Raw genomic sequence first — 7,053 nt, forward strand, 5'->3', positions numbered from 1 at the left:
ACGCGGCTATCGCGTCCGGCGCAGCAGGAACTCGTAGAATTTCGGATCGTCGGCGCGCGAAACATTGATCCTGATCGCTCTGGCCAGTGGGCTGGTCTTGTCGAGACAGAACAAGCTGCCGGGTGCGATGAAGATGCTTTCCTTCGCGCCTTCCCGCGCCAGCTTCATGTCGTCCAGCCCCTCCGGAAGCACAAGGTAGAGGTAGTATCCGGCCATGGTCGCGGAATAGATCTGGTGACCCGCTCGCGTCAGCTCGGCCTGAACTCTTTTCAACGCGGCGTCGGTGCGTTGCCCGAGTTTCCTCAAATGCCTGTCGTAATGGCCGTCCACGAGCAACCGATGGAGCAGTCGCTCGACATGTCCGGAGCTGTTGACGGTCGTGAGCATCTTGAGCTCCGCAAGCGTTGCGATTCGATCGCTGCGGGCCGCAATGAATCCGGATCTCAAACTCGCCGAAAGCGTCTTCGAGAATGTTCCAACCGAGATGACGTTGTTGAGCTGGTCGAGCGTGGCCAGCCGGTTGTTGGCCGTCATGGGAAGATCGGCGAACGGATCGTCCTCGACGATGACGAGGTTGGAGCGCGTCGCCGCCTTGAGGACGGCGTGCGCGACCGGAAGGGTGATCGAACCTCCGGTCGGATTGTGCCCGAGCGACTGCGTGAAGAACAGTTTCGGGCGTTCCGATTGAATCTTGGCCGTGAGGTCGTCGACATCGGGGCCGTCGGGCAGGCGCCGGACGCCCACGATGCGGACCTGGGCAAGCGTCAGCTTCGCGAACAGGGGATAGTAGCCGGGTTCGTCGACCAGAACGGTATCACCCGGCGAGAGCATCGCCCGGATGATCAGATCGAGCGCGTGATTGGCGCCGAACGTCAGCAGGAGGCTGTCCTCCTTGACGGCGACCTGCTGGGCCTGCAGCCGCAGCGCGATCTGCTGCCTCAGCGGCAGGAAGCCGAGCGCGGATCCGTACGCGTCGGCGTCGGCCGGCAGCATCCGTCCGTTGCTGCTCAGATAGCGCTTGATCTCGGAGTGCTCCGTCCATGATGCAGGCGGCCGCCCGTCGCCGACGCGAATCTCGAAATTCTGCGAGAGCTGCGCATTCAGCAGCGAAGCGATGTCGACCGCTTCGGTGACATGCCGTGGCCGTCCGCCTTCGTCGCCCCGAAATGTAATGACGAAGCCTGATCCGGCCTTCGCCGTTACGAGGTTATCGAGCACCAGCCGGTCATAGGCCTCGACGACGGTGTTCTTCGAGACGCCGAATTCCGCAGCGGCCTTCCGGATCGAGGGCAGGCGGCCACCCTCCGGCAAGGCGCCGGAGAGAATGCGCGTGCGCAATCGATTTGCCAGCCCGCCGGCCAGCGTCACTGCGTGATCGCGTTGGTCATCGGCAGGCGGCAAGCAAGATCCTCGAGAGATACAGTTCCGGACAATTCACAAAAGCGTACCCTCGTTTGACGATAGCAGGAAGGCTGCCGGCGGCTCAATGGGAACCATGTGGCGGCGAGGGCGCATGCCGGCAGCCACTTCCGGCAACTTTTTCGTTGACCTTCGGATGAATTGTTATCCGCAGCAAAGGGTACAGTTGCGGACAGTATTTTGAAATTGTCCCTTTTGATCGTGTGGCGCCGCCGCCTAACGTCCCGCCAATTGAAAAATTCTCTGTGGGAGGCGCGGCAATGGCCGGACCCGAGTCGGCTCGACAGCCCAAGAACATCAACTCGCGCTTGGAAAACCTGCGCAACCTTGCGCCCGCCGAGCGGATGGGGCGCGTGGCCGATGCGACATCGCTCGGCGAGGCCGAGCGGTCGGCCTTCGGCGCCGGCACGCTGCCGGTCGAGCTTGCCAACGGCATGATCGAGAACGTCATCGGCACCTTCGAACTGCCGGTCGGCATCGCCACCAACTTCACCGTCAACGGCCGCGACTATCTGGTCCCGATGGCGATCGAGGAGCCCTCGGTCGTCGCTGCGGCGTCCTACATGGCTCGCATCGTCCGCAAATGCGGCGGCTTCCACACTTCGAGCACCGGGCCCATCATGCGGGCGCAGGTGCAGGTGCTGGGTGTGACCGACGTGCATGGCGCCCGCGCTCGGGTGCTGAAGGAGCGCTCGGCCATCATCGAGGCCGCCAACGCCAAGGACAAGGTGCTGATCTCGCTCGGCGGCGGATGCCGGGACATCGAAGTCCACATCTTCGAGCAGACGCCGGTCGGGCCGATGCTCGCCGTGCACCTCATCGTCGATGTCCGCGACGCGATGGGCGCCAACACCGTCAACACGATGGCGGAGACGGTCGCGCCGATCGTGGAAAGGATCACCGGCGGCACGGTGCGCCTGCGCATCCTCTCGAACTACGCGGACCTGCGCATTGCCCGCGCCATGGTGTCGGTGACGCCCGAGGCGTTGAGCACCGACGAGTACGGCGGCGAACGCGTCGCGCGCGGCATCGTCGAGGCCTGCGCGTTCGCGATCGTGGATCCTTATCGGGCCGCAACCCACAACAAGGGTATCATGAACGGCGTCGATCCCGTCGTCGTGGCGACGGGCAACGACTGGCGCGCGATCGAGGCCGGTGCCCATGTCTGGGCGTCGCGGTCCGGCCGCTACACGTCGCTGTCCAACTGGGAGATCGACGGCAAGGGCAATCTCGTCGGCACGCTCGAAATGCCGATGGCGCTCGGCCTCGTCGGCGGCGCCACCAAGACTCATCCGGCCGCGCGCGCCGCATTGAAGATTCTGGACGTTCGGAGTGCCCAGGAATTGGCGGAAGTCACCGTCGCCGTCGGGCTGGCCCAGAACATGGGAGCGCTCCGGGCGCTCGCGACGGAAGGAATCCAGAAGGGGCACATGGCGCTTCACGCCAGGAATATCGCGATCGTCGCGGGGGCGTCCGGCGACGAGATCGAGAAGGTCGCCGCGGCGCTCGCCGCCGACCACGACGTGCGCGTCGATCGCGCCAAGGAGGTTCTCGAAAAGCTGCGTTCGTGAGGTGTCGGTGCCTGCATGCCGTGCAGGCATTTCGTCGCCTCGACGAGCGGACATGAAACTGTATCTTCGGTGCTCACACCCTTCGGCGACAATCGCATGCCATGCCGGCGCGCATTCGAAAGAGGGGATGGGAGGATGACGTGAACAAAGACAATTTGGGCGGACTGGCCGCCCGCAGCGGCCCTCTCGCGAACGTGACCGTTCTCGACATCACGCGTGTCGTCGCGGGCCCGTTCTGCTCGATGCTGCTCGCCGATCTCGGCGCGACCGTGATCAAGGTGGAGCACCCGGGCGATCCCGATTATGCCCGGACATTCCCGCCCTTCGTCGGGGAGGACGACGAGCAGCTCAGCGCCTTCTTCACGCAGTTCAACCGCAACAAGCTCGGCGTCACGCTCAATCTCAAGTCGGACGACGGCAAGGCCCTGCTGAAGAAGCTGGTCCGCAAGGCCGACATCCTCGTCGAGAATTTCCGGCCGGGCACGATGGACAAGCTCGGGCTCGGCTACGAGGTGCTGCGCGCCGAGAATCCGAGGCTGATCTACACCGCCATCAGCGGCTTCGGCCGCACCGGGCCCAACTCGTCCAAACCCGCCTATGACAATACGGGGCAGGCGGCCGGCGGATTGTGGTCCATGAACGGCTATGCCGACATGCCGCCGGTTCGCGTCGGCACCATCATCGGCGATCTCGCCGCCTCGCTCTATGCGGCCATCGGCACGCTGGCGGCGCTGCGGGAGGCCGAGACCACCGGTATCGGCCAGGTGGTCGACGTCTCGCAGCAGGACTCCGTCCTGACGCTGACGGAGAACGCGGTGGTCCGTTACACCGCCCAGAAGGAAGTGGCATCGCCGCTCGGCAACGATCATCCCTTCGTGCGGCCCTACGGGCAGTTTCCGTGCAAGGACGGCTACGTCTTCTTCGGAGGCTACACCGACAAATTCTGGGCGATCACTTGCGCGCTGTTCGGCGAACCCGAGCGCGCCAAGGATCCCGACATCGACACGATGGAGAAGCGGTTCGACCGGGTCGTGGCGGAGACCAGGGTCAAGCCGCTGCTGGAGCGTTGGTTCAGCCGCTACACCAAGGCCGAGCTCGAGGAGATGGCGGGTGACAAGATTCCGCTCAGCGCCATCAAGACCATCGCCGAGGTCGTCGAGGATCCGCACATCGCCGCGCGCAATATGATCGTCAACGTCCCGATCGCGGGCAAGCTGATCGGCATGTTCGGCCTGCCGATCAAGCTGTCCGGGGCGGAGCAGACCTCGTTCGAGAAGGCTCCGTTGCCGGGCGAGCACAATGCGCAGGTTCTCTCGCGCCTCGCGGACGTGACGCCGGAGGAACTGGAACGCCTCAAGGCGTCGGGAGCGGTCTGATGTCGATCGATTTCACCCGGGACGGCCACATCGCGACGATCCGCATCAACCGCCCGGACAAGCTCAACGCGCTGACGCTCGCCATGTATGACGATCTCGGCCGCGCCTTCTTCGAGATCAAGGACGATGACGCCATTCGCGCGGTCGTCCTGACGGGCGCGGGGGAGCGGGCCTTCTGCGTCGGTGCCGATCTCACCGAATCCATTCCCGCGCTTGCCTCCGACAGGTTCGACATCTCGGAGTGGGACCCGGCCCACATCAAGTTTCCGGGCTTCTTCAAGCCGGTCGTCAGCGCCGTCCGCGGCATGTGCATGGGCGGCGGCTTCGAGATCATGCTGGCGACTGATATCCGGATCGCGGCGCGCGATGCCGTATTCCAGTTGCCCGAGCCGAAACACGGCTTCGTGCCGGCCGGCGGCACGCTGGTGCGCCTCGTCCGGCAGATCGGCTACGCGCATGCCATGGAGATTATGCTGACGGCGCAGCGCTTCTCCGCGGGCGACATGCTGGCGAAGGGCGTCGTCAACCACGTCGTCGACGCTGACAAGGTCGAGCCGCTGGCCTTCGAGTTCGCCGCGAAGATCGCAGCGCTCAGTCCGGTCGCGATCCAGACCATCAAGGAAGCGGCGCTGACGCTGCAGGACCTCCCGCTCGCCGAGGCGTTTCGTCTCGAAGCCGGGCTCGGTCAGCGCACTTTCACGAGCGCGGATGCCAAGCGTGGCCTCGCCGCCTTCGCGAACAGGGCTGACGAAAAGCGATGATGCCTCGGCCGTTTCGTGGGCCGCGGCAACAAGAAGACTTCATTTGAAAGGGGTAGGGATATGAGACGATCGGAATTCGGCCTGCGTTGGCTGGCAAGCGCGGCTGCCGGTGTGCTGCTTTGTGCGGCTCCGGCCGCTGCACAGAGCGAGAAGATTTCGGACGGCGTCGTCCGCATCGGGCTGATCGAGGACATGTCGGGCGTCTATGCCGACATCACCGGCAAGGGCGCGGTCACGGCGGCGCAGATGGCCGTCGACGAGTTCGGCGGCAAGGTTCTGGGCATGCCGATCGAGATCGTGTCGGCGGACCACCAGAACAAGCCCGACATCGGCGCCAACGTCGCGCGCAAATGGTTCGACACCGAGAAGGTCGACGCGATCCTCGACGTCGCCTCGTCCTCGCCGGCCCTGGCGGTTCTCGAGATCGCAAAGGAAAAGAAGAAGATCATCACGCTGAGCTCGCCGGGATCGACCAGGATCACCAACGAGGTCTGCGGACCCTATGTCGTGCACTGGGCCTACGACACCTTCGCGATCGCCAACAGCACCGGCAAGGCACTGGTCAGCCAGGGCTTCGACACCTGGTATTTCGTGACGGCCGACTATGCCTTCGGTCAGGGTCTCGAAAAGGATACGGGCGAGGTCGTCACGTCGCTCGGCGGCAAGGTCGTGGGCAGCACCAAGCATCCGGTCGGCACGGCCGACTTCGCCTCCGTCCTGCTCACGGCGCAGGGCTCGAAGGCGAAGGTCGTCGCGCTCGCCAATGCCGGCGGTGATACCATCAACTCGATCAAGCAGGCCTCGGAGTTCGGCCTGACCTCCGGCGGCCAGAAGCTCGCGGCCCTAGCCGGCTTCATCAACGATGTCCACGGGCTCGGTCTGAAGGAGGCCAAGGGCCTGACCATCACCGAAGCCTCGTACTGGGACATGAACGACGACACCCGCAAATGGTCGGAGCGCTTCTACGCAACGATGAACGCCATGCCGAACATGCTTCAGACCGGCACATATTCATCGGTCCTGCATTATCTCAAGGCCGTTCAGGCCGCAGGCACGGATCGCACCGAAGACGTGATGCAGAAGATGCGCGAGCTGCCGGTCAACGACATCTTCTACAAGAACGGCAAGATCCGCGAGGACGGCCGCATGGTTCACGACATGTATCTGTTCGAGGTGAAGAAGCCCGAGGAGTCCAAGGGACGCTGGGATTACTACAAGCTGCTCGCCACGATCCCGGCCGAGCAGGCGTTCCAGCCGCTGGCCCAGTCGCGGTGTTCGCTGGTCAAGAAGTAGGGATCGGCGCGACCACATGGGTTCCGACAACAAAAAGGCCGCCGGATCCGGCGGCCTTTCGTCGTTTGCTGCGCGCTGCGCCTACTCGGCGGCCTGCTTCTGCGGCGGATCGAGCGCGCCGGACTTGTGGATATCGGCGACCTGGTGATCGCTGAAGCCGAGCACGGTGCGCAGGATCTCGTCGGTGTGCTCGCCGAGGAGCGGGGAGCGCTGCACGTCGCTCGGCGAGTCCGACAGCTTGATCGGGTTGCCGACCGAAAGATACTTGCCGCGGGCGGGGTGATCGACCTCGACCACGGTGCCGGTGGCACGCAGCGACTCGTCTTCGGCGAGCTCCTTCATCGACAGGATCGGGCCGCAGGGGATGTCGTCCTTGTTGAGGATCTCCATCGCCTCGAACTTGGTCTTCGTCATCGTCCACTGCTCGATGCGGGCGAAGATCTCGTTCAGTCGCGGCAGGCGGGCCGCGGGCTTGGCGTAGTTCGCATCGGTCTTCCAGGTCGGCTCGCCGATGACGTCGCAGATCTTCTCCCAGACCGGGGCCTGGGTGATGAAGTAGATGTAGGCGTTGGGATCGGTCTCCCAGCCCTTGCACTTCAGGATGCGGCCGGGCTGGCCGCCGCCGGAATCGTT

General features: G+C 64.5%; 6 protein-coding genes. 4 read left to right on the forward strand and 2 right to left on the reverse strand.

Features of this window, described 5'->3' with window-relative positions:
- Positions 1 to 6: 6 nt before the first annotated feature.
- Entirely contained in the window at positions 7 to 1,401 is a 1,395-nt protein-coding gene (locus QM712_RS16280) for a PLP-dependent aminotransferase family protein (protein WP_415024132.1), read from the reverse strand.
- Positions 1,402 to 1,679: 278 nt separating this feature from the next.
- Here QM712_RS16280 and QM712_RS16285 point away from each other — a divergent pair, with 278 nt between their 5' ends.
- The 4 genes from QM712_RS16285 (at position 1,680) to QM712_RS16300 (ending at position 6,420) form a co-directional block, all read left to right on the forward strand.
- Positions 1,680 to 2,990: a hydroxymethylglutaryl-CoA reductase, degradative gene (locus QM712_RS16285; protein ID WP_415024133.1), complete on the forward strand. Its 1,311-nt coding sequence runs from the start codon at positions 1,680 to 1,682 to the stop codon at positions 2,988 to 2,990.
- Positions 2,991 to 3,130: 140 nt separating this feature from the next.
- On the forward strand, positions 3,131 to 4,366 hold the full coding sequence (locus tag QM712_RS16290; RefSeq protein ID WP_415024134.1) for a CaiB/BaiF CoA transferase family protein: 1,236 nt from the start codon (positions 3,131 to 3,133) through the stop codon (positions 4,364 to 4,366).
- Positions 4,366 to 5,127, forward strand: a complete 762-nt coding sequence (locus QM712_RS16295) for an enoyl-CoA hydratase/isomerase family protein (RefSeq protein ID WP_415024135.1) — start codon at positions 4,366 to 4,368, stop codon at positions 5,125 to 5,127. The genes QM712_RS16290 and QM712_RS16295 overlap by 1 nt, the downstream gene beginning before the upstream one ends.
- Positions 5,128 to 5,187: 60 nt before the next feature.
- Positions 5,188 to 6,420: an ABC transporter substrate-binding protein gene (locus QM712_RS16300; RefSeq protein ID WP_415024136.1), complete on the forward strand. Its 1,233-nt coding sequence runs from the start codon at positions 5,188 to 5,190 to the stop codon at positions 6,418 to 6,420.
- Between the two features lie 81 nt (positions 6,421 to 6,501).
- Here QM712_RS16300 and QM712_RS16305 read toward each other — a convergent pair.
- On the reverse strand, positions 6,502 to 7,053 hold a 552-nt coding region (locus QM712_RS16305), incomplete at its 5' end, for a CoA transferase (protein WP_415024137.1).

Source organism: Bradyrhizobium sp. (assembly GCF_047605465.1).
Lineage (GTDB): Bacteria > Pseudomonadota > Alphaproteobacteria > Rhizobiales > Xanthobacteraceae > Bradyrhizobium.

Coding starts and splice junctions, on each gene's coding strand:
- QM712_RS16285 (WP_415024133.1), top strand. CDS start 1,680: ATGGCCGGACCCGAGTCGGCTCGACAGCCCAAGAACATCAACTCGCGC.
- QM712_RS16295 (WP_415024135.1), top strand. CDS start 4,366: ATGTCGATCGATTTCACCCGGGACGGCCACATCGCGACGATCCGCATC.
- QM712_RS16300 (WP_415024136.1), top strand. CDS start 5,188: ATGAGACGATCGGAATTCGGCCTGCGTTGGCTGGCAAGCGCGGCTGCC.